16 protein-coding genes are annotated in these 19,880 nt (G+C 72.9%); 8 read left to right on the top strand and 8 right to left on the bottom strand.

The annotated features are described in order from the left end of the window. Positions 1-103: 103 nt before the first annotated feature. Together ACQPYD_RS06895 and ACQPYD_RS06890 are read right to left on the bottom strand one after the other, a co-directional pair. Complete coding sequence (locus ACQPYD_RS06895) at positions 104-1,075, bottom strand: hypothetical protein (RefSeq protein ID WP_433700254.1); 972 nt, start codon at positions 1,073-1,075, stop codon at positions 104-106. Between the two features lie 262 nt (positions 1,076-1,337). After that, the gene (locus ACQPYD_RS06890) at positions 1,338-2,612 is read right to left on the bottom strand and encodes a glutamate-5-semialdehyde dehydrogenase (protein WP_433700253.1); all 1,275 of its coding nucleotides are present in this window, start codon (positions 2,610-2,612) and stop codon (positions 1,338-1,340) included. 548 nt (positions 2,613-3,160) lie between these two features. Between ACQPYD_RS06890 and ACQPYD_RS06885 the strand changes: the two genes are divergently transcribed. From ACQPYD_RS06885 to ACQPYD_RS06875, 3 genes are all read left to right on the top strand, one after another. Then, the gene (locus ACQPYD_RS06885; RefSeq protein ID WP_433700252.1) at positions 3,161-4,453 is read left to right on the top strand and encodes an AMP-dependent synthetase; all 1,293 of its coding nucleotides are present in this window, start codon (positions 3,161-3,163) and stop codon (positions 4,451-4,453) included. A gap of 107 nt (positions 4,454-4,560) precedes the next feature. Beyond that, complete coding sequence (locus ACQPYD_RS06880; protein ID WP_433700251.1) at positions 4,561-5,523, top strand: aldo/keto reductase; 963 nt, start codon at positions 4,561-4,563, stop codon at positions 5,521-5,523. A 111-nt stretch (positions 5,524-5,634) separates the two neighbouring features. Then, positions 5,635-6,099, top strand: coding sequence for a MarR family winged helix-turn-helix transcriptional regulator (locus ACQPYD_RS06875; RefSeq protein WP_433700250.1), 465 nt, complete (start codon positions 5,635-5,637; stop codon positions 6,097-6,099). A gap of 362 nt (positions 6,100-6,461) precedes the next feature. Here ACQPYD_RS06875 and ACQPYD_RS06870 read toward each other — a convergent pair whose 3' ends face one another. From ACQPYD_RS06870 to ACQPYD_RS06855, 4 genes are all read right to left on the bottom strand, one after another. Continuing rightward, entirely contained in the window at positions 6,462-7,517 is a 1,056-nt protein-coding gene (locus tag ACQPYD_RS06870) for a 3-oxoacyl-ACP synthase III family protein (RefSeq protein ID WP_433700249.1), read from the bottom strand. 157 nt (positions 7,518-7,674) lie between these two features. Continuing rightward, positions 7,675-8,418 carry an HAD family hydrolase gene (locus tag ACQPYD_RS06865; RefSeq protein WP_433700248.1) on the bottom strand — a complete coding sequence of 248 codons (744 nt, stop codon included), beginning with the start codon at positions 8,416-8,418 and terminating at the stop codon, positions 7,675-7,677. A 37-nt stretch (positions 8,419-8,455) separates the two neighbouring features. Beyond that, complete coding sequence (locus tag ACQPYD_RS06860; RefSeq protein ID WP_433700247.1) at positions 8,456-9,553, bottom strand: ScbA/BarX family gamma-butyrolactone biosynthesis protein; 1,098 nt, start codon at positions 9,551-9,553, stop codon at positions 8,456-8,458. 156 nt (positions 9,554-9,709) lie between these two features. Next, positions 9,710-11,251, bottom strand: coding sequence for an MFS transporter (locus tag ACQPYD_RS06855; RefSeq protein ID WP_433700246.1), 1,542 nt, complete (start codon positions 11,249-11,251; stop codon positions 9,710-9,712). A 154-nt stretch (positions 11,252-11,405) separates the two neighbouring features. On the opposite strand from ACQPYD_RS06855, the gene ACQPYD_RS06850 reads away from it, so the two are divergent. From ACQPYD_RS06850 to ACQPYD_RS06840, 3 genes are all read left to right on the top strand, one after another. After that, positions 11,406-13,088: an FAD-dependent monooxygenase gene (locus tag ACQPYD_RS06850; protein WP_433700245.1), complete on the top strand. Its 1,683-nt coding sequence runs from the start codon at positions 11,406-11,408 to the stop codon at positions 13,086-13,088. Between the two features lie 920 nt (positions 13,089-14,008). Next, positions 14,009-15,247, top strand: a complete 1,239-nt coding sequence (locus tag ACQPYD_RS06845; protein WP_433700244.1) for an AMP-dependent synthetase — start codon at positions 14,009-14,011, stop codon at positions 15,245-15,247. Positions 15,248-15,771: 524 nt separating this feature from the next. Next, positions 15,772-16,689, top strand: coding sequence for a cyclase family protein (locus ACQPYD_RS06840; RefSeq protein ID WP_267948614.1), 918 nt, complete (start codon positions 15,772-15,774; stop codon positions 16,687-16,689). A 118-nt stretch (positions 16,690-16,807) separates the two neighbouring features. Here the strand turns inward: ACQPYD_RS06840 and ACQPYD_RS06835 are convergent, their stop codons facing one another. Next, positions 16,808-17,419 (bottom strand): TetR/AcrR family transcriptional regulator, encoded by a 612-nt coding sequence (locus ACQPYD_RS06835; RefSeq protein WP_433700243.1) that lies wholly within the window; start codon positions 17,417-17,419, stop codon positions 16,808-16,810. Between the two features lie 55 nt (positions 17,420-17,474). Here ACQPYD_RS06835 and ACQPYD_RS06830 point away from each other — a divergent pair, with 55 nt between their 5' ends. Further along, positions 17,475-18,236: an SDR family NAD(P)-dependent oxidoreductase gene (locus ACQPYD_RS06830; RefSeq protein ID WP_433700242.1), complete on the top strand. Its 762-nt coding sequence runs from the start codon at positions 17,475-17,477 to the stop codon at positions 18,234-18,236. 52 nt (positions 18,237-18,288) lie between these two features. Here the strand turns inward: ACQPYD_RS06830 and ACQPYD_RS06825 are convergent, their stop codons facing one another. Beyond that, entirely contained in the window at positions 18,289-18,744 is a 456-nt protein-coding gene (locus ACQPYD_RS06825) for a type II toxin-antitoxin system PemK/MazF family toxin (RefSeq protein ID WP_433700241.1), read from the bottom strand. A gap of 300 nt (positions 18,745-19,044) precedes the next feature. On the opposite strand from ACQPYD_RS06825, the gene ACQPYD_RS06820 reads away from it, so the two are divergent. Beyond that, a complete protein-coding gene (locus ACQPYD_RS06820) occupies positions 19,045-19,794 on the top strand; it encodes an SDR family oxidoreductase (protein WP_433700240.1) in 750 nt (249 codons plus the stop codon). The last annotated feature ends 86 nt before the right edge of the window (positions 19,795-19,880 follow it).

Here is a 19,880-nt window from a genome sequence, read left to right as displayed (position 1 = left end):
TCGGGCAGGTCGAGCCCCGCGCGGGGCCCCGCCCGGACACGGGACGGCGCCGACGGCCCTGGACCGTCGGCGCCGTCGCGGTACCTGCGTGGCGTATGCCGCTCTAGAAGGCGGGTCCGGCCGCCATGGCCTCGTCGATCGTTTCGGCGCGGGCCGTCTCGACCTCCTCGACCAGGTTCTCCTCGTGCGCCTCGAACTCCTCGGTCACGGCGGCGGCGAGGCTGCGCAGGGCGACCTCCTCCGTGACGATGCCGCCGCGGACGCGGTTGCTGTCGCCGACCTGGGCGGTCGGGGAGTTGTCGGAGGTGACCAGGTCGCCGCCGACGATGTTGTTGTCGACGTAGACGCCGCCGCCCACACCGGTGACGCTCAGGTCGCCGTCGATGTAGTTGACCGAGGAGCAGAAGCCCCCGGTCTCACCGGCGCCGACCGCGACGGGGCCGGTCCCGCCGGTGTAGGTGGCCGCGCCGATGACCTCGCTGTCGCAGAGGATGCCGCCGGCGGTCGGGCCGGTGACGGTCAGCGCTCCGCGCACCACCGAGTCGTAGATGTCGGCGTACTCGACGCCGTCGGCCGTGACCGCGCCGCCGATCCGGGAACCGGAGACGTAGACGGCCCCGACCTCGGCGTTGACGCTCTTGACGGAGGAGTCGACGACGAAGGCGAAGCCGTCGGTGTTGCCGCCCTCGACCGGGACGGTGCGCAGGGCGGCGCCCGTGGAGCTCTCCTCGAGGTAGGTGCCGAAGGAACCGCGGTTGACCACGCGGTCGCCGACGGTGGTGTCGGAGGCGTCGAAGTAGGCGTCCTTCTGGACGATCACCTCTCCTTCGACCTCCCCGCCGACGATGTGGAGGTTGGCGCCCTGCCGGACGGTGATGTCGCCCTGGATGACGGTGCCGTCCAGGAAGCAGTTCTTGCCGGCCGGGACCGCGAGGTCCGTGGGCAGGGTGACCGCACCGCCGTGACCCGAGCAGAGGGTGACCAGGTCAGCCTGGGCCGGGGAGGCCATCAGGGTGACGCCGCCGACGGCCAGGGCTGTCGTGGCGAGGACCGCGACCTTGCTCCGGAGCTTCATGCGGGGGATTCCTTTCGTCGTGACCGTGGGGGCGGCGCTCTGTGAGGAGAGCGGGGAGAGCGCCGTGAGACACCACTGTGAAATTACCGACCTGCCGTCGCTTTGGGAATACTTCCTTTGAGAAGATTCGCTTCTGTCCAGGTTTCCAGCGGGAAAACATTCCAGATGCCAATGGGTTCCGGACCGCACGCGGTTACGCATGGTTTCCGCGCGAACACGGAAGGGCCGCCCGGGGACCGGGCGGCCCTTCGGAGTCCCCCGGCTACTTCAGGTGACCGTCGCCGGTGACCACGTACTTGGTGGAGGTCATCTCGGTCAGGCCCATGGGCCCTCTGGCGTGGAGCTTCTGCGTGGAGATGCCGATCTCGGCGCCGAAGCCGAACTCCCCCCCGTCGGTGAACCGCGTGGAGGCGTTGACCATGACCGCGGCGGAGTCGACCCGGGACACGAAGTACCGGGAGGCCTTCAGCGAGTCGGTGACGATCGCCTCGGTGTGCCGGGTGGAGTACCGGCGGATGTGCGCGATCGCCTCGTCGATGGTGGGCACGACGCGCACGGCGAGGTCCATGGACAGGTACTCGGTGGCCCAGTCCTCCTCCGTGGCCTCGACCACGTCCGCGCCGGCGCCGTGGGCGGCCGCGGCCTCCAGCACCCGCCGGTCGCCGTGCACGGTGACCCCGGCCCCGCCCAGGGCGTCCAGCACCCGGGGCAGGAAGGCGTCGGCCACGGCCTCGTGCACCAGGAGGGTCTCGGCGGAGTTGCACACCGAGCAGCGCTGCGCCTTGGAGTTGGTGGCGATGGCCACCGCCTTGGCGAGGTCGGCGTCGGCGTCCACGTAGACGTGGCACAGCCCCTCGCCGGTCTCGATCACGGGAACGGTGGAGTCGCGGACCACGGCCCGGATCAGGGAGCCGCCGCCGCGCGGGATGAGCACGTCCACCAGCCCGCGCGCCCGCATGAGCGCGGTGGAGGACTCGCGGGTGCGGCCGGGCACCATCTGGACGGCGTCCTGCGGGACCCCGGTCCCCGCCAGGGCGTCACGAAGGACGCCGACGATGGCGGTGTTGGAGGCGTAGGCGGAGGACGAGCCCCTCAGCAGCGCGGCGTTGCCGCTCTTGAGGCACAGGGCCGCGGCGTCCACGGTGACGTTGGGGCGGCCCTCGTAGATGATGCCGATGACACCGAGCGGAACCCTGATCTGGCGCAGGTCGAGGCCGTTGGGCAGCACCCCGCCCCGCACGGACTCGCCCACCGGGTCGGGGAGCTCGACGATCTCGCGGACGGCGTCGGCGATCGCCTCGATCCGCTCCGGCGTGAGGGTGAGCCGGTCGACCATGGCGGGGGAGGTGCCGTCCCGGCGCGCCCGCTCGACGTCCTCGGCGTTGGCCGCCGTGATCTCGCCGGCCCGTTTGACCAGCGCGTCGGCGATCGCCACCAGAGCGGCGTCCTTGACCGCGCGGCTGAGCGGGGCGAGCTCGGCCGCCGCGTCCCCGGCCCGCTCGGCTACCGCGTGGACCTCGCGCTCGATGTCACTCATGGTGCTCTCTCTTGGTTGGGAGACCAGCCCGGGGCACGCCCCGCCCTGCCGCGTCGAAGGGAGCGTGGGGCGCCGTCCGGGGTGAACCCCTCCAGCGTATAGCGCGGGCCCGCCCTCCGGCGGGCCGTCCACAGGCCGCAGTCGGCCGTGCGTGCCGCGCGCGCCCGGTCCGGTCCGCCACCTCGGCGTGTCCGGTGCGGGACCCGGATCCGCCCACCGCACCGGTCACCGAGGGTGAGCCCCACGAGGGGGACGAGTGACGAAGGTCACCTTGTACGGGAAAGTAATCGTCCGACTCCGGAAACGGCCCCGACGACGCACGATGACCAATGGTGTCCACCCGGTCACAGGGGTCTCCGGCAGTCCCCGGGATATCGTCGCATTCTCCTGACTGGATGCCCTGCGAAGGTAGCCGTGCCCCGCACCGCCGGCGACTGGACGACAAATCCAGAACACTTCTCACTTCTTCGGGTTCTTCAACGGCACCGCCGCCGCACGGACGCACATGTTCGACCGCACCCGAATACACCAGGAACGCGAGTGCGACAATGACGACGAATTTCGGTTCACGGACGTCTCACGGCGAGGCGCCGTCCCCGGCGCGGGCGCTGGACAAGCTGTCCAGGATCCCGGTGCTGCGGGAGAAGTACCTCGGCCACACCGCGGGGGGCTCCGCACCGGACCTGTTCGACCTCCCCACCCTGGGCAGGGACGAGCTGGGCAGGGCGATCGACACCCTGGTGCGCACCGACCCGTCCGCCCTCACCCGGGCCTCCCTGCACGTCATGGGCGGCACGCGGTCGACCATGCGCATGGGAGCGGTGCCGGCGGACCTGTACCTGGACGAGATCGCGCCGCACGTGCGCCCCTTCGAGCCGGGCGACCTGTTCACCACCCTCGGCACCCCCTTCCACATGCGGGCCTGCCAGGACCTGCACAACGGACTCGCCGCCAGGGCCGGGGTTCCCACCCTCTCCATGGACGCGCCGACCGACCAGATGATCGACGCCTACCTCGAACTGTTCGAGCGCCACGGGGTCAACGCCCTGGGCACCACGCTCGACACCTTCCGGAGCCTGCTGCGCTACTGCGCCGCGTCCGGGCGCGACCTGGGCTTCCTGCACAAGGTGCTGTGGAGCGGACCGGCCATGGACGCGGCCACCCGCTCGCTGATCCGGACGTACTTCCCCCACCTGCGCACGTGGTCGCTCTTCGGCTCGGCGGAGACCTGGATCATCGGGCACAGCGGCCCGGACTGCGCCAACGACACCCTCCACCCGCTCCCCCACCAGTTCACGGAGATCGTGGACGGGCGGATGCTGGTGACCGTCGTCCACGAGAAGGCGGTCGTCCCGCTGCTGCGCTACGAGACCGGCGTGGAGGCCGAGTGGGCGGCCTGCGCCTGCGGACTGCCCGGCCCCGCGGTGCGCACCCACAGCCGTATAGACGCCCCGATGGGGCCGCTCAGCCGCGTGGTCTCACCCCTCGACCTCGTGCCGCTGGCCCTGCGGCTGGACTCGGTCGAGGCGGCCCAGGTCGTCCTCGTCGACCCCCACACCGAGGACGAGCGGCTCCACCTGCGCGTCAGGCTCCGTCCGGAGACCCAGCCCGACCTCTACACCGGCGAGTGGATCCGGCAGCACGTGCTGTCCGAGTCCCTGGGCCTCTCCGAGGCCACGGAGGAGGCGCCCGAGTCCTTCGAGGTCATCGTCTCCCGGCACATGCTGCGGGAACGCCCGGACGGCACGGCCCCCGACTTCCTGGTGCGCGAGGGGGGACGCCTGCAGACCCCATCGATATCGATTCACGATCAGGGTTCTTATGATACCTTCTCGACATAGATTCAGGGGGACAGGTCGCACGCGCCGTCCGCGGCACCCCGGTCGTATCCCCGAGTGGCACCGTCCCTGAGTCGCGTCGAGCAAGAGCACCGACCACAGGAGTGCGCATGCGGACTGTTCCGCTGACCACCGACGGACCCACCGTCTCCGCCCAGGGACTGGGCTGCATGGGGATGAGCGAGTTCTACGGCCCGGGGGACGAGGCCGACTCCCTCGCCACCCTGCACCACGCCCTCGACCTGGGCCTCAACTTCCTCGACACCGCGGACATGTACGGACACGGCGCCAACGAGGAGCTGGTGGGCAAGGTCGTCCGGGAACGGCGGGAGGAGGTCGTCCTCGCCACCAAGTTCGGGATCGTCCGCGACAGGGACACCGGCGCGCGCAGCCACCGCGGGGACCCGGAATACGTCCGCGCGGCGTGCGACGCCAGCCTCTCGCGCCTCGGCATCGAGACGATCGACCTCTACTACATGCACCGGCGCGACGCCTCCGTCCCCGTCGAGGAGACGGTCGGGGCCATGGCCGAGCTGGTCGCCCAGGGCAAGGTGCGCCACCTCGGGCTGTCCGAGGTGAGCGCCGACGAGCTGCGCGCCGCCCACGCCGTGCACCCGATCGCCGCGGTGCAGACGGAGTGGTCGCTCTGGAGCCGCGACGTGGAGGAGTCCGTGATCGGCGAGTGCGCGCGGCTCGGCGTGGGCTTCGTCCCCTACTCCCCCCTGGGCAGGGGCTTCCTCACCGGGGCGCTGCCCCCGGTGGACGAGCTGCCCGCCGACGACTTCCGCCGCGGCAAGCCGCGCTTCTCCGGCGAGAACGCCGTGCGCAACCAGGAGCTGCTCGCCATCGTGCGGCGCGTGGCCGACGCGCACGGAGCGACCCCGGGACAGGTCGCCCTGGCCTGGGTCCACGCCCAGGCCGGGCGCTGGGGCCTGCCCGTCGTCCCCATCCCGGGGACCAAGAGGCGCGAACGCCTGGACGAGAACGTCGGCGGCGCGGACCTGGTGCTCTCCCCGGAGGACATCGCCGAACTCGACACCATCGCCGACGCCACCGCGGGCGCGCGGTACTGATCCTCCGCCAGCCGGGGGCGGCCCTGAGCCGCTCCCGGCGCCGCCCCGACGCCGACCTGACGTACGGCCGACGAGCACGGAGGGACGAGCGCCCTGAGATACGATTCCCAGATGACCCAGCTTCCCATGGACCAGCGGATCGGTCATCACCTGAAGCGCGCCGAGCAGGAGCTGATCTCTGCGAAGCACGCCGTTCTGCGGCAGTTCAACCTCTCGGTCCCCCAGTACACGGTGCTCCTCGTACTCTCCGAGGAGCCGGGGGCCTCAGGCGCGATCCTGGCCCGCCGGTGCCTGGTGACCCCCCAGACGATGTCCTCCGTGCTCGCGACCCTGAGCAGGCGCGAACTCATCGAGCGCAAGCCCCATCCGCTGCACTCCCACATCCTGGAGACCCGGCTCTCGCCCAGCGGGCGGGAGCTGCTCGCCAAGGCGGACGAGGTCGCGATCCGGGTGGAGATGCGTCTGAGCGAGGCCTTCAGCCGTGAGGAGGAGGGCGAGTTCGTACGCTTCCTCAGCCGGTGCGCGGAGGTCTCGGCGGAGAGCCGTACCGAGCTGGCGGACTTGAGCGAGGAGTGAGGCCGGTCCCCGCCGGCGCCCCCTGGGCGTCCCCTCCGGCGCGGGCCGGGCGTGCGGGAGCCGCCGGGCCCCCGGGTCGGAGCGGCCCGCCGCCCGCTCACCGGGAGCGCCCGGCGGGCCGACGCGGCGGGGGTCCCCGTCCCGGAAGCCCCCGCCCCTGACAGCGCGCCGCCGGAGACGGCGCCGGGCGCGTCCGCCGGCCCCGCGCGCGCAGCGACGCGGTACCGCCACGGGTCCCGCAGGCCGGGCCCCGGGTCCGGCCGCCCACGACGGCGGCCTCCCGCACCCGTCGGGCGCGGGAGGCCGGCCGGTCTCCACCGGCGGGTCGCACGACTCCGTCTCCGCCCCCGGGGGCGACGGCGTCACGCCGGGACGTGCACCGGGACCGCCCCTCCGGAACGGGCCGGAGACAGGACGGAGGAGGCCTGCGCGGCCACGGGGCTCCACCTCACGAGTGCCAGCCCCACGCTCATGCCGCCGCCGAACCCCGCGAGCAGGACGAGGTCGTCCCGTTCGAGCAGACCCGCCCGGTGCACGGTGTCGAGGGCGACGGGCACCGACCCCGACCCGGTGTTGCCCTGGGTCTCCACCGTGAGGTGGAGGCGGGCGCGGTCCAGGCCCAGGGACGGCCAGACGTCGGCGAGCATGGCGCCGTTGGCCTGGTGGGGCACGAAGTGGCGGATCTCCTCCCGCCCCACGCCCATCCCGTCGAGCATCCGGTGGATCGCCTCGGGCAGGCGCCGGGTGACGTACTCCCGCACGCCGCGCCCCTCCATCGTGAAGAAGTGCTCGCCCTGCTCCAGGGTGGCCGGGGACGCGGGCAGCCGCGACCCGCCGGCCGGGACCTTGATCAGGTCGTGGTGGTCCCCGTCCGTGAGCAGCTGGGTCCCGACGACCCCGCCGCGGTCCCGGGCGGGCCCCAGGAGGACCGCCCCCGCGCCGTCGCCGAACAGGATCGCCGTCTTGCGGTCGCCGTAGTCGAGGATGCGGGAGTAGATGTCCGCGCCGATGACCAGCGCGTAGGCCTCGCCGTGGGGTCGCAGCAGGTGCTCGGCCACGGAGAGCGCGTAGACGAACCCGCTGCACACGGCGTTGACGTCGAACGCCGCCGCGGAGGTGGCGCCCAGCAGGTGCTGGGTGATGCTCGCCGTGGCGGGCTGGGGGTGGTCGGGGGTGGACGTGGCGACGATGACGTAGGCCAGGCGGTCCGCGGGGACGCCCGCCTGGGCCAGGGCCCGGCGGCCGGCCTCGGCCGCGAGGTCGGAGGTGGCCTGGTCCGGTGCCGCGCGTCTGCGCTCACGGATCCCGGTCTTGCGGCGGATCCACTCGTCGGTGACACCGGCGGTGCGGGCGATCGGGTCGTTGCCGACCACTTCGGCCGGCAGGTACGAGCCCGTGCCGAGGATGGCGATGGTCATCGTGCTGTCTCCTTCTTGCTGGACTGCGGGAGGGTTCGGGGCCGCCGCCGCTCCGGGCGGGGGCGCTTTCCGGGGTCGCCCGGGGCCGCGGGCCCGGAGGGGGCGCCGGCCCCTGCCGCGGACTGCGCGCCGGGCGCGGTCCGCGGACTTCGCGCGTTCACCGGCGGGAAGGCCGGGGCTCCTCTCCCCCGGAGGCGGGGACCGGGTGTCCGGAGCCGGCGGTGACGCGCTCCCACCCGTGGGCCTCGGCGTGCGCCGCGAGCACGGAGTCCTCGCCGACGACCACCGGGCTGCCGACGGAGGAGAGCAGCGCCAGGTCGCTGGAGTGGTCCCCGTAGGCGGTGCAGTCGGACAGGGGGACGCCCCTCACCGCTGCGGCGGCCCTGGCCGCGACGCCCTTCGTCGCCCCGATCATCGGGACGAGGACCTCGCCCGTCAGGAGCCCGTCGCGCACGACGGGCCTCGTGCCCAGCGCCCAATGGGCTCCGGCGGCCTCGGCGATCGGGTCCAGGCAGGCGAAGAAGGAGCCCGACAGCAGGACGACCAGGTCGCCCCCGGCCCTGTGGCGGCGCAGCCGCTCCAGCACCGGGGTGTGCCAGAAGCCCGGCGCCCTCGCGGTCTCGGAGAACCACTTCCGCCCGGCGGCTCTCAGCCCCTCGACGGACTCCCCCGCCATGAGGCGGTAGTAGAGGCGGTTCACGTCCTGGCGGGGCACTCCCCGGGCCGCCGCCGCCCGCAGGTGGGCGACGGCGCGCTCGTAGGAGCCCGGTTCCCTGGAGCCGTCCCCGAAGTGGAACTCCAGGAACGAGAACATGCTCTTCGGTCCGATGAGCGTCTCGTCCACGTCGAAGAACGCGATGCCGCGTCCCCGGGGGCCGGATTCTTCGCTCGGGGTGGTCATGGGGTCTCCTGCCTGTAGGGGATCCGTGGGATCCGCGTCATGCGGGGATGCGGACCAGGCCGACGTCGATCCGGCAGATCGACGCGCCCCGCTGGAGCACGTCCACCTCGACGGAGGCCGGAGACTGCTCCGGGCCGCCGGCGGGCGCGATGAACTCCACGATCCCGCCCTGCGTGTAGTAGACCCCCTCGCCCTCCTCCGCGGTCGCCGGAGCGGTGCGGGCCCGCACCTCGGTCCGGGGCTCCAGTTCGCCGAAGCTGGTGAAGGTGGCGGTGATCTCGGCCGGGTAGGCCTTGGCGGGCGAGATCCCCTGGACCTCCAGGAGCGTGTTCAGGGCCAGCTGGCGCCCGGCCTCGATCAGGACCATGCCGGGCAGGTGGTCCTGGGCGTGGTCGAACAGGCTCGGGTGCTGCGGGAGCACGCGCAGGGAGGCCGACACCGCGTCCCCGTCCCCCGCGAGCCCGGCCAGGACCACGTTGTCGCCGTTGGACCGGCCGACGAGGTAGGGGGCGGGGACCTCCCCGGTGACGGTGAAGTCGAAGGTCTCCGTGGAGGGGACCGGTGCTCCCGAGCGGTTGCTCAGGCGCAGCGCCCCGTAGCTCGCCGGGGACTTGAAGCGCAGGCCGACGACGGCGTTGCCGACCTCGGTGCCGTCGACGAACAGGCGGAACCTGGCGTCGTAGCCGACGACGCGGCCTTCCTTGACCCTCTTGTCCTCGACCGAGCAGAGCATCCGGAGGGCGCACGGGGCGGTCCCCACCGCCATCCGCTCGGGGCGCGTGATGTTGATGCCCAGGGTGGTGAGCACGAACTTGTGGTCGAAGGGGACCCCGTAGTGGGTGTGGGCGATGGCCAGGCCCACCTGCCGGCACGCCTCGAGCAGCAGCACCGGGTCGTGGAGGCGGGGGCGGAGAAGGTGGTCGCCGTAGTAGGCGTGCGACCGGGGGAGCTGGGCGGCGGCCGCGTGGGCGTCGCCGCCCAGGGGCTGGGTGTCGGTGACGAAGACCTCCGCCAGCGACTCCCGGTGGACGACGGTGCGGTCGAGGGTCCGCTCGTAGTCCAGGTTCGGACCGTCCGGGTGGGCTGTCGCGGTGTCGGTGTCGCCGTTGAGGAGGGGGCGTACGGGCGTCTGCATGGTCTGTCTCGCATTCCTCGGGCTCGGGGACCTGATCTGGCGGGGAGGCCGCGGAGCGGGGAGAGCCTCCCGGGGAGCGTCGGCGGACGGGGCGGGGTCCGGCGGGGTCTGGTGGGGTCCGGCGGGGATCGCCCGGAAGGGGCGGGCCGAGGACGGCTAGCGGAGTTCGCGTTCCTTGACGACGAGGAAGGTGACCACCGCGCCGGCCAGGGCGAGGAGCGCCAGTCCGAGGAACGTGGTGTGCATCGCCGAGGTGAGGCTGGTCGACACCGCGTCCAGAGCGGTCTGGCGGTCTCCGGCGGCGAACTGGCCCAGTGCCGTCTCGAGCCGGCCCTGGGTGGCCTCCCCCGCCAGGGTCCGCTCCTGCTCGGGACTGGCGAAGGAGAGGTCGAGCGTGCTCAGCGAGAGGGTCGCCAGCACCGATCCGGCGCCGGCGATCGCCACGCTCTCCCCGGTGATGCGCATGGTGTTGAAGATGCCCGAGGCCATTCCGGCCCGCTCGACCTCCACGGAGCTGAGCGCGGCGTTGTCCATGACGCCGAAGGCGCTCCCCACGCCCGTGCCGAACAGCGCAAGGGGCGCGGCCAGCGCCGTCCAGTGCTGCCCCGGCTGGAGGGTCATCAGCCACAGGGACCCGCCCGCGATGAGCAGGGAACTGGTGGCGAGCATGACCCGCAGGGGGAGCCTGGCGGCCAGCTGCCCCGCCAGCATCGGCAGGGCGAGCACGGGCAGGGTCAGGGGAAGGAGCAGGGCTCCGGCCTCGGCCGCGCCGAACCCTCCCACGCCCTGGAAGAAGGGCGGCAGATAGACGAGCAGGACCACGAAGCCGAAGGTGATGGTGAAGGGCTGGCAGACCACCACGACGAACGTGGGCCGCTTGAACAGCGAGAGGTCGAACATCGGGCGCCGGACCCGCGACTCCACCAGGACGAAGGCCGCGAGGAAGACGACGAACCCGACCGCGGAACCGATGGCGCTCAGGCTGAGCCAGCCCGCCTCGGCCCCCTGGACGAAGGCCAGGGAGAGCAGGAACAGGCTGGTGCTGAAGGTCATGACACCGCCCCAGTCCACCGAGGTGGAGTTGGGGTCGCTCGACTCCCGGATCGAGCGCACCAGGAGCAGGACGACGGCGGCGAACGCGATGTTCATCAGGAACACCATGCGCCAGTCCGCGAAGTTGACCATCAGTCCGGCGACGAACGGGCCCATGGCCAGGCCGAAGCCGAACGAGGTGCCCAGGAGGCCGAAGGCCCTGGCCCGGGCCACGCCGCGGAAGGAGTCGGCGAGGATCGCCGACCCGCTGGTCATGATGCCCGCGGCGCCGATGCCCTGGACCGCCCTGGCGATGTCGATGACGACGATGTTGGAGGAGAGGCCGATCACCGTGGCCATGGCGGTGAAGACGACGAGGCCGATGACGAGGACCCGGCGCCTGCCGAACCGGTCGGCGAGCCCGCCCGCGGCGAGCATGAACGCCGCGAAGGTCACGTTGTAGGCGTTCTGGACCCACTGGGCCTCGCCGACCGTGGCGTTCAGGTCGGCCGCGAGCTGGGTGAGCGCCACTGCCGGAGCGGTGACGGCGAGCGGCAGCATCACGCTGGACAGGGCGACGGCGACGAGTGTGGCCACCGCCTGCCCTCTGGTCAACGGGGCGGGGGCGAGCTGTGCGCCCGGCCGATCCGTTGCGTCTATCGCCATTCCCACACCTCATGATTCGGATTCTTATGACTATCCATTCGTGGATGAACATAAGGTATCTTATGCTCATCGTCAATCTTATAGACCTGGCCGGGTACGCGGTGGGCGGACCCGGGACGTACCACCGCAACAGGATCGATCGGAGCTCCCCGAGATGCCGTTGACCAGCGACGACACACCTTCCACCCGCACAGCCGCCCCTCCCTCCGACGTGCTCGTCGTCGGTGCCGGACCCGTCGGTCTGACCGCCGCGTGCGAGCTTCTGAGACGAGGAACACGTGTCCGGCTCATCGACCGCGCCGAGAGCGCGTCCCCCTTCCCCAAGGCTCTGCTGCTCTGGCCCCGCACCCTCGACCTGCTGGACGACCTGGGGGCCCTGGAGCCGACCCGGCGCGCCGGCATCGACATCCGGAAGTTCCGCTACTTCTCCTCGGGCGAGCCCCTGGCCTCGTTCGCCTTCCCCGAGCACCTGGCCCCCGTGTGCCTGCCCCAGAACGAGACCGAGCGCGTGCTCACCGAGCGGCTGCACGCCCTGGGCGGACGCATCGAACGGGGGGTGCGGCTGCTCGCCCTCGACGGGCTGGACTTCTCCGGCGACATCACCGCGACCGAGGGGGTGACGGCGATCCTCGAACACTCCGACGGAACCGTCGAGCGCTACCACGCGCCCTTCGTCATCGGCGCGGACGGCGCGGGCAGCGCGGTGCGCGCCCAGATCGGCACCGGTTTCGTCGGAAGCACCTACGAGTCGGCGTTCGCCCTCGTGGACTGCCGCATCGAGGGGGAGCTGCCGACCGACGAGGCGCTCTACTACCAGTCGCCCCAGGGCGCCCTGGTGATCGTCGCCCTGCCCGACGGCGTCTTCCGGTTCTTCGCGAGCCTCCCGCCCGGGGAGAAGGCCGGCGTCGACCTGCTCCAGCGGATCACCGACGAGCAGGGGCCGGGCGGCGTGCGGCTGGTCGACCCCGTGTGGGAGTCCGTGTTCCGCGTGCACCGCAGGCACGCGGACGACTTCCAGCGGGGCCGGGTCTTCCTCGCGGGGGACGCCGCGCACGTGCACAGCCCCGCCGGGGGCCAGGGGCTCAACACCGGGATGCAGGACGCGCAGAACCTCGCCTGGAAGCTGGCCGCTGTGGTCGGGGGCGAGGCCCCTCCGGAACTGCTCGGCACCTACGGCCCTGAGCGCAAGGACGTGGCGCGCCAGGTCGTGCGGGACACCGACATCCAGACGCGCGGGTGGATGCTCCAGCACCCCCTGCAGACCGCGGGCCGGGACGCGGCCTTCCGTCTCCTGGAGCCGGTCATGGAGCGCGGATACCTGCCCGTCATGGCCGGATACCGGTTCCGGTACACACCCGCACGGCTCACGCAGGACCCCGCCTGGCCGTCCCTGTGCCGGCTCACCGGGCGGCTGGCGGGCGCCGTCCGCACCGGGCACGCCCTCCCCCGCTCCCTCGCGGTGTCCCTGGGGGTCACCGCGCCGCGGAACACGGAGACGGGGAACGGGCAGGCCGGCGACGGGCCGGAGCTGCCCGGCTGGACGCTCGCCGTCACGCCGGACCGGGGCCGGGCCCGGCCCGGGGAGTCGTTCTCCGCGCTCGCCTCCGACCGGCCGCAGGTGCGGACGGTGACGCTGCCGGCCGCACAGGCCTCGGAGCACCGCCTGTGCTCGGCCCCGGGGTACCACCTGATCCGCCCGGACGGCTACGTCGCCGCCCACGGCCACGCCGGGGACCACGCCCGGCTCCGCGTGGAACTGGCCGCGCACCTGGGCCGGGCCCGCGGCCGCCTCCGCGCGTCCGAGGACGCCGGACGGGCCGCGCCGAGCCTCGTCTGAGGACCCCCTCCAGCGCGGTCGGCCGATCACCCCCGGCCGACCGCGCACCGGGGGCGCCGGCGGCGCCGGTGCCGTCGGGAACTCCGCCGCCCCGGCGGCTCCCCGCGGGCGCGCGGCGCAATGGAACCCCGTACCGAAAAAAGCGGTCGAGTTGGCGGTCCCCCGCGGGCGCGCGGCGCGGCTGTGACGGCCGGACCCGGGGACGGCCCGCCCCCCTCCGCGGGCGCGGTGACGCGGGGAAGGCGCGCCCTGTCCCGCCGAGTTCCCGCAGAACGCGCGGGCGGCCCCGTCCGCCGCCCGCGCCCCGTCCGCCCGGCGCAGCCGGATACCGGCGAGGCCCGGGGGAGGGCGCCGGCCTGACCCCCTCGCCCCGGGCGGCCCGGCCCCTCCGCGCCCGGGCGTGCGGACCCCTCCCCCTCGCACCGGAGGCCGGCGCATGCGCGGCCCCGGCCCGCCCTCCCCTCCCGACCGGATGCGCGGCCCCCGCCGCTCCCGGGGAGAAGCCCCGGCCGCTTTCGGGGCGCCGCGCCCCCGCCCCTCTCCGCGTGGGCCCGGAGGGCGTCCGCCGGCCTCCCCGGAACCGGGCGGCTCCGCACAGGTGTTCCCCTTCCGACCATTCGCGGTGAGCAAGATCACCCGACCACATCCGGCCACGGAGGGACCACGCTCCGAGACATCTTCCAACAAGTGAACATGACCTGTGGTGATCGCTCGCTCACTATCGGCGGAAATCTTCGCCATGTCCCGCCGTGAAGGAATCTGCTTTACTGTCCGAACGGCCACGAACCAGCCATGCCGCCACCGAAGGCATTCCCCGAGAAGACTTAACAAGAATTTCAGATTCATTAACGTCACCGCAGCTGTCCCCGGCGGGCTGAACGCAATCCCTAACACCCAGAGATGCGAGCACGAGAATGACGATGAATATCGGAGGAATGGTGGAGGGGCCACTCCCCCTGGCCCAGGCGCTGCAGCGCCTCACGAGGATCCCGTCCATGCGGCACAAGTACGGCCGCTACCTCGGCCTGGGCAGGCGGCCCCGCCTGGTCGACCTGCCGCCCCTCACCCGCGAGGAGCTCGGCGAGGCCGTCGACGCGATGATGAGGGAGAACCCGGCCGAGCTCTCCCGCGCCTCGCTCCACCTCATGGGCGGCACGACGTCCACGAGCCGCATGGGCGCTCTCCCCTCCGACCTGCACGTGGACGAGATCTTCCCCCACCTTCGCCCCTTCGCCCCGGGCGACCTGCTCGCGAGCCTGAGCACCCCGTTCCACATGCGCGCGTCGCACGACCTCCACAACGCGCTCGCCGCGCGGGCCGGGATCCCCACGCTGTCGCTCGACGCCCCGACGGACCAGATGATCGAACCGTGCCTCGACCTCTTCGAGCAGCACGGCGTGACCGCCGTCGCCACCACCCTGGACACGGTCCAGCGCATCCTCCGCTTCTGCGCTGCCTCGGGCCGGCGCCTGGACTTCCTGAGCAAGGTGCTCTGGAGCGGGCCCGCGATGGACGCGGAGACGCGTTCACTGATCCGCACGTACTTCCCGCACCTGCGCACGTGGTCGCTGTTCGGGTCCGCGGAGACCTGGATCATCGGCCACAGCGGCCCCGACTGCGCGGTCGACACCTTCCACCCGCTCCCCTACCAGCACACGGAGATCGTCGGCGGGCGCATGCTCGTGACCGTCACGCACAGGAAGTCGGTCGTCCCCCTGCTGCGCTACGACACCGGCACCGGGGCCGAGTGGACGTCGTGCCCCTGCGGCCGCCCCGGCCGGGCCCTGCGGACCCACAGCCGCATCGACGCGCCCTACGGGCCGCTCAGCAGCCTGGTCGACCCCGCCGACCTGGCGTCGCTCGCCCTCCAGCTCGACTCGGTGGAGGCCGCCCAGGTGGTCCTGACCTCCCCCCACACCAAGGACGAACGACTGCGCCTGCGCGTCAGGCTCCGCCCGGGGACGGAGGCGGACCTGTACACCGTCGAGTGGATACGGCACCACGTGGTGTCCGGCTGCCTGGCCCTGTCCGAGGTCCTCGCGGAATCGCCCGAGACCTTCGAGGTGACCGTCTCCCGGAGGCTGCTGGACCAGTCCTCGGACGGCTCGGCCCCGGCGACGGTCGTCCGGTCCGCGGACCGGAGCCGTCACTCCGCGTGACCCGCGCCGGGCCGTCCGGCCCGGCAGCCGGGGTCACACCGGAATTCCGGACGCGGGTCGCGTGAAAATCCCGTGAAATATCCGGGGACCCCGGGGCGTCCGGCGAGTGTAATTCCCTCATTTCGGCGCAGGGGTCGGGCGCCGCGGCCCGTCCCGCACGGCGCGAGGTGTTTTTCGGAACGAGAACACGAAAGCCCGGAGAAAACCGCGCACGGTCCGCGCCCGCACCGCTCACGCCTTCTCTCCCGCCCCCTCCCGGGCGACCCGCACACGCCCGGACGGGGCTCCACCCGGCCCGTCGGCCCTCCGTCTGCGTGTCCGCCGGATCACCGCCCGCGTCGGGAGCGCCTCGGTCCGGCCCTCCCGCGGAGCGACCCGGCCGGAAATAAAAGATGCCTGATGCGAATCAGCCTTCACTTTTGCATAAGAGATCGTATACTCCTCCTAGCTCGATCAGTCAGACCTGGAAGAGGAACACTGCGATGTGCGGACCCCACGTGATCCACAAGGCCCGAAAGACTTTCATGACCGCCTCGGGACACACCCCGGAAACGCCCGGGGGCACGATCACGGCCGAACGCCCGGACCCGTCCGCACGCCTGGTGAGCAGCGGGGTGAACCGGCGCCGCATGCTGACCGGATCGGCCGCCGTCGGCGCGGTGCTGACCGGGATCGGGGCCCTCGGGGGGCCGGTGGAGTCCGCCCACGCCCAGACCATCGCGGACATCAGCCCCTCGCGGCTGAGGGTCACCGACCTCACCCACGTCCTCCACAACGACTTCCCGATCTACCGGCCCTACATCCTCGACCCCAACATCTTCCAGTTCGCGTCGATCGCGGAGGACGGGTTCAACGCGCTCAAGCTGGAGATCGACGAGCACACCGGGACGCACTTCGACGCGCCGTGGCACTTCAACGACAGCCCTGACGCCCTGCACACGCACGAGGTGGACCCGCGCGACCTGGTCTGCCCCCTCGTCGTCATCCGCATCTCCGACCGCGCCGCGCGGGACTTCGACGCGCAGGTGGGCGTGGCCGACCTGCGCCGCTGGGAACGGCGCCACGGACGCATCCCCCAGGGGGCCCTGGTCGCCATGGACTCCGGCTGGAGCGCGCGGGTCCTCCAGAGCGAGGAGGCGATGCTCAACCGCGGCAGCGACGGCATCGCCCACTTCCCCGGGTTCGAGCTCGAGGCGCTCGCCTGGCTGCTGTCCGAGCGGGACATCGCCGGGGTCGCCGTGGACACCCCGAGCTTCGACTACGGGCCCGACTCCGCGTCCAACCCCGAGGGGCACGTGTTCCTGCTCGGCGAGAACAAGTACGCCGTGGAGATGGTCGCCCACCTGGAGACCGCCCCCGAGAACGGGGCGATGGCGGTCGTGGGCGTCGCCAACATCAGGGGCGGTTCGGGCGGCCCCGTCCGCCTGCTGGCCCTCACCTGACGCGACGGTCCGCGCCGGGGCCCTCCGCGGGCCCCGGCCCCGCTCCCCGCGTGCCGGCCCCCGGCGTCCCGGCGGCCGGCCCGCCCGCGCGCCGGCCCGGGGTCTCCACGGGCCGCGCTCACCCCCGGGGCCACGCCTCCATGGCCACCCCGACCAGCGCCTCCAGGTCGGCACGGTCCGCCCCGTCCCCGGCCTGGACGGACATCCCCTGGATGAGGGCGCCGAAGTACCGCGCCAGAGCCGCGGTGTCGGCTCCCCGCGGCAGCTCCCCCGCGTCCTTGGCGCGCCCCAGGTAGGCGGCCACCGCCTCCATCGTCCGGGCCCGTCGCGCGGCGACCGCCCGCCCGACCTCCGCGTGCCGTTCTCCCACGGCCAGGGCCGCGGTGGAGATCATGCATCCGTGCGGCCGGCCCGGCTCGGTGAACTCACGCGCCGCGTTCGCCAGCAGCCGCCTCATGCCGTCCCGGGACGCCTCGGGTTCGTCGAGCACCTCCGCCGTGCCCGCTCCCACGCCCCGGGCGTAGTGGTCCAGGCACGCCTCGTACAGCCCCAGCTTGGACCCGAACGCGTTGTAGAGGCTCGGCGGCGTCAGCCCCGTGGCCCGCTGGAGCCCACTCAGACTCGCCCCCTCGAAACCGTGCCGCCAGAAGACGGTCATCGCCCGGTCCAGGACCCGCTCCTCGTCGAACTCGCGCGGTCGGCCGCGTCCCTCGGCCCGCCTTTTTTCCATAGTGACCACTATAGTAATCTTCATTCTGTAGTGATCACTATGAAAAGAGGACGGGATGAGCCGGACAGCACTGGTCACGGGCGGTACCCGCGGCATCGGACGGGCGATAGCACTGGCCCTCGCGGAGGACGGCGCCGCCCTCGTGGGGGTGCAGTACCGCGGTGACGGGGAGTCCGCCGCCCGTACCGCGGAGCTGATCGAGGAGCGGGGCGCGCGAGCGGTCACGATCCGCGCCGACTTCGGGGCCGACACCCTGGACGCGGTGGAGGCCACCGCGGACGCGTTCCTGGAGGAGGCGGAGAGAACCACGGGCCGGAGGGAGGTGGACGTGCTGGTCAACAACGCGGGCATCGGCGAGCCCCAGGAACTGGGAAGGATCGACGCGCCCACCTACCACCGGGTCATGGACGTCAACCTCACCGCACCGCTGTTCCTCATCCAGCGGCTGGCCCCGAGCATGGGCCGGAACGGCCGCATCGTGAACATCTCCACCGGATACACCCGTGTCGCCGCCCCGACCCACCCCGTCTACTCCGCGTCCAAGGCGGCCCTCAACGCACTCACCCTGGCGCTCGCGCCGGCCTTCGGTCCACGCGGGGTCACGGTCAACGCGGTCATGCCCGGGGTGGTCGACACCGACATGAACGCGGGCTGGCTCGGCGAACCCGGGGCCCGGGAGAGGGCGGCCGGCCTCTCCGTCTTCGGCAGGGTCGGCGAGGCGGAGGACATCTCGGCCCTGGTCCGCTACCTGGCCTCGCCCGAGGCCGGGTGGACCACCGGACAGGTCATCGACGCCACGGGTGGGAGCGCCCTCTGAGGACGCCGCCGGTACGGGCCGCCCGGGACCGGGTCCCGGGCGGCCCCGCGGGTCAGGTCCAGCCGTAGCGGCTGCGCAGGACGTCCGCGACCAGCCAGAACATCTCCTCGTCCATGACCGCGGCCTCACGCCGGATGTCGTCCTCGTCGAACTCGAAGAGCCGGTCCGCGCGGAGGAACGATTCGCGCCCCTCGCGGTCCCAGGGCCCCGAGCCGATCGGCAGCCAGTCCTGGCGCTCCCACTCCTCGGGGCGCTGCGAGGACAGCATCAGGCCGTGCAGGCGCCTGCCCCTGCGGCCGACGACCAGCAGCGGGCGGTCCTTGCCCTGCTCCGGGTCCTCCTCGTAGGGCACCCACGTCCACACGATCTCGCCCGCGTCGGCGAGGCCGTCGCGCTCGGGGGCGTACGCCAGCCGGGTGGCGTTCTCTGAGGTGGGGATCTCGCGGACCTCGCCCCGGTGGGGGTGGTCGTCGCCGCGTCGCATCGTTCGTTCGCTCACGCCCCGCATCCTAGGCGTGGTCCGCGGGTGCTTTCGGCGGGCCCGTCGCTCGCGCCGGTCGCCGCGGGCGGTCGCCGGGCCCTCTCCCGCGGGACGAGCAGCGGGGGCCGTGCCGCGCGGCGCCCGCCCCTCCCGTGTCGTCCGCGCCCGCCCCGGCGCTCCCACGCCCGCGCCGTCGCGCGCCGCCCGGCGGGCCCGTAGTGTCGACGCGGCCGGTCCCGCCCCCGCTGGCCCCCGCGGCGGCCGGCGTCCGGCCGCACCCCGCCGGGCACGGGGCACCGGAACGACGAACACCACGGAGAAGCGGGTATGAGCAAGGGAACGATCCTGATCAGCGGCGCCAGCGCCGGGCTGGGAGCCGAGATGGCGCGCCAGTTCGCCGCCCTCGGCTACGACCTGGCCCTGTGCGCGCGACGCGTCGACCGGATGGAGGCGCTGCGCGAGGAGATCACCGCGGCCCACCCCGGACGGCGGGTCGAACTGCGTGCCCTCGACGTCACCGACGCCGACGCCGTCCTCTCGGTGTTCGGCGACCTGGCCGACGCCTTCGGCGGTATGGACCGCGTGATCGTCAACGCCGGCCTCGGCAAGGGCGCGGCCCTCGGGACGGGGCGCCACGACGCCAACCGCCGGACGGCGGAGACCAACTTCATGGGCGCCCTCGCCCAGACCGAGGCCGCCATGGGGATCTTCCGTGCCCAGGGGCACGGCCACCTGGTGCTCATCTCGTCCATGTCGGCCCTGCGCGGCATGCGCAGGTCCATGACCGTGTACGCCGCCACCAAGGCGGGGGTCTCCGCCATCGCCGAGGGCCTGCGGGCGGAGCGTGTGCCCGGCCTGGACGTGTCCGTCGTCCACCCCGGCTACATCCGCACCGGTATGAACGAGCGCGTGGAGCAGAGGACGCGGTTCATGGTGGACACCGTGCCCGGCGTCCGCTCCATGGTGGCCGCCATCGAGCGGCGGCGCGTGAAGGCGTACGTGCCCGCCTGGCCCTGGGTCCCCATCGGCTTCGCGATGCGGGTGCTGCCGCTGTCGGTCGTCAGCAGGCTGGCCTGAGCGCTCCCTGCGGGGGCGGGGGCGGGGGCGGGGGCAGCGTCCGCGCGCGGGGGCGGCTGCGCCCCGCCCGAGCCCTCCGGCAAGAC

It is taken from the genome of Nocardiopsis sp. CA-288880, assembly GCF_050955985.1.
Classification (GTDB): domain Bacteria; phylum Actinomycetota; class Actinomycetes; order Streptosporangiales; family Streptosporangiaceae; genus Nocardiopsis; species Nocardiopsis tropica.
Note: the sequence above shows the minus strand (reverse complement) of the source record. Positions and strands in the feature narration are given on the sequence as shown.

Excerpts from the sequence above, each read along its gene's own strand:
- ACQPYD_RS06895 (WP_433700254.1), bottom strand. The coding sequence starts at position 1,075 with ATGAAGCTCCGGAGCAAGGTCGCGGTCCTCGCCACGACAGCCCTGGCC.
- ACQPYD_RS06890 (WP_433700253.1), bottom strand. The coding sequence starts at position 2,612 with ATGAGTGACATCGAGCGCGAGGTCCACGCGGTAGCCGAGCGGGCCGGG.
- ACQPYD_RS06885 (WP_433700252.1), top strand. The coding sequence starts at position 3,161 with ATGACGACGAATTTCGGTTCACGGACGTCTCACGGCGAGGCGCCGTCC.
- ACQPYD_RS06880 (WP_433700251.1), top strand. The coding sequence starts at position 4,561 with ATGCGGACTGTTCCGCTGACCACCGACGGACCCACCGTCTCCGCCCAG.
- ACQPYD_RS06875 (WP_433700250.1), top strand. The coding sequence starts at position 5,635 with ATGACCCAGCTTCCCATGGACCAGCGGATCGGTCATCACCTGAAGCGC.
- ACQPYD_RS06870 (WP_433700249.1), bottom strand. The coding sequence starts at position 7,517 with ATGACCATCGCCATCCTCGGCACGGGCTCGTACCTGCCGGCCGAAGTG.
- ACQPYD_RS06865 (WP_433700248.1), bottom strand. The coding sequence starts at position 8,418 with ATGACCACCCCGAGCGAAGAATCCGGCCCCCGGGGACGCGGCATCGCG.
- ACQPYD_RS06860 (WP_433700247.1), bottom strand. The coding sequence starts at position 9,553 with ATGCAGACGCCCGTACGCCCCCTCCTCAACGGCGACACCGACACCGCG.
- ACQPYD_RS06855 (WP_433700246.1), bottom strand. The coding sequence starts at position 11,251 with ATGGCGATAGACGCAACGGATCGGCCGGGCGCACAGCTCGCCCCCGCC.
- ACQPYD_RS06850 (WP_433700245.1), top strand. The coding sequence starts at position 11,406 with ATGCCGTTGACCAGCGACGACACACCTTCCACCCGCACAGCCGCCCCT.
- ACQPYD_RS06845 (WP_433700244.1), top strand. The coding sequence starts at position 14,009 with ATGAATATCGGAGGAATGGTGGAGGGGCCACTCCCCCTGGCCCAGGCG.
- ACQPYD_RS06840 (WP_267948614.1), top strand. The coding sequence starts at position 15,772 with ATGACCGCCTCGGGACACACCCCGGAAACGCCCGGGGGCACGATCACG.
- ACQPYD_RS06835 (WP_433700243.1), bottom strand. The coding sequence starts at position 17,419 with ATGGAAAAAAGGCGGGCCGAGGGACGCGGCCGACCGCGCGAGTTCGAC.
- ACQPYD_RS06830 (WP_433700242.1), top strand. The coding sequence starts at position 17,475 with ATGAGCCGGACAGCACTGGTCACGGGCGGTACCCGCGGCATCGGACGG.
- ACQPYD_RS06825 (WP_433700241.1), bottom strand. The coding sequence starts at position 18,744 with ATGCGGGGCGTGAGCGAACGAACGATGCGACGCGGCGACGACCACCCC.
- ACQPYD_RS06820 (WP_433700240.1), top strand. The coding sequence starts at position 19,045 with ATGAGCAAGGGAACGATCCTGATCAGCGGCGCCAGCGCCGGGCTGGGA.